Raw genomic sequence first — 1,046 nt, 5'->3', positions numbered from 1 at the left:
CGCTCTTATGTAGAAACGTGGAAAGCGCGTATAATTACACTCAGACGGCTCTAATCTGGAGATATGTCTTCCACTCAGCCAGCGTTTGGCGGGATGTTTCGGCAGTTGATCGAGCTCGGAGTCATCGAGATCAACACCGAGCCGCTCGATGCGGGCATCGAGCGGCGTCTCAAGCAGTTCTGGGAGAATACATCCTGTCCGCGTTGCGGTCACCAGAGCATTATGACGTGGGAAAAACATGACCGGGTTCGATGTCGTAATTGCGAATTTAAGCCAGTGTACACCCATGGAACGCCATTTCACGAGAAGCACCTCTCCTGCGGTGAGGTGCTTCTCGCTTTCACTCTCTACGCAGATACACTGCTGAGTATCAACCAAATTGCGCCGCTGCTCGGTCGCGCTTACAAAACCGTTCACACGGCGATTCGGGAGGTGGAAGCCGCGGTTCAGCGCGGCTTCCCCGTCACGTGGGAGCTGCTTGCTCAGACTCCTGATGGGCCGACACAGGTCGACGAATCTGGCAAAGTCTGTTCGGGGTACAAAGGTCAAGAGCCGCCGCGAAACAGCCGTTCTCGCGGTGGCTCGTCGCGCACTGGCCGATCACGCTGGCGAGGGCGTCACGGTGACCAGCTGACGCTCGTTGCGGCGTGCCGCGACTCACTTCGCGTAATTCGCGGACAGCGTGGGATCGACTACGAAGGCGATCTTGAGCCAGTGATTCAGGAAGCTGAAGACCTCTCCCAGCCGCTGGGAGAGGTCTGGACAGATGGACTCCAAGCGTACCGTGAGATGGATCGGGATCACCGAACGGTCGTTCACAAAGAGAGGTACGTATCGCCTGACGGAGTCCACATCAATCAGGCAGAATGCCTGTTTTCGCTTGTTCAACCGTGGCTGCGGAAGTTCCGCGGCCTGTCCAAGCAAGGCTTGGAACAGGCCGCTCATACATTTGGGATCGTCAGATCGCTGAATCTCACAGGCGCATCTGTCGATATCACCATCGACTGCCTTGTTATGGGGGCTTTCCGCAGCTCTACATAAGAGCG

Annotated in this window: 1 protein-coding gene; it reads left to right on the top strand. The window is 56.8% G+C overall.

Features of this window, described 5'->3' with window-relative positions; all coding sequences use genetic code 11:
* Positions 1-63: 63 nt before the first annotated feature.
* The gene (locus tag EXE50_RS16865) at positions 64-1,041 is read left to right on the top strand and encodes an IS1595 family transposase (RefSeq protein WP_137705638.1); all 978 of its coding nucleotides are present in this window, start codon (positions 64-66) and stop codon (positions 1,039-1,041) included.
* Positions 1,042-1,046: the final 5 nt, after the last annotated feature.

Source organism: Halorubrum sp. ARQ200 (assembly GCF_005435115.1).
GTDB lineage: Archaea > Halobacteriota > Halobacteria > Halobacteriales > Haloferacaceae > Halorubrum > Halorubrum tropicale.
The sequence above is the reverse complement of the archived record's forward strand: the minus strand, read 5'-3'. Positions and strand labels throughout refer to the sequence as shown.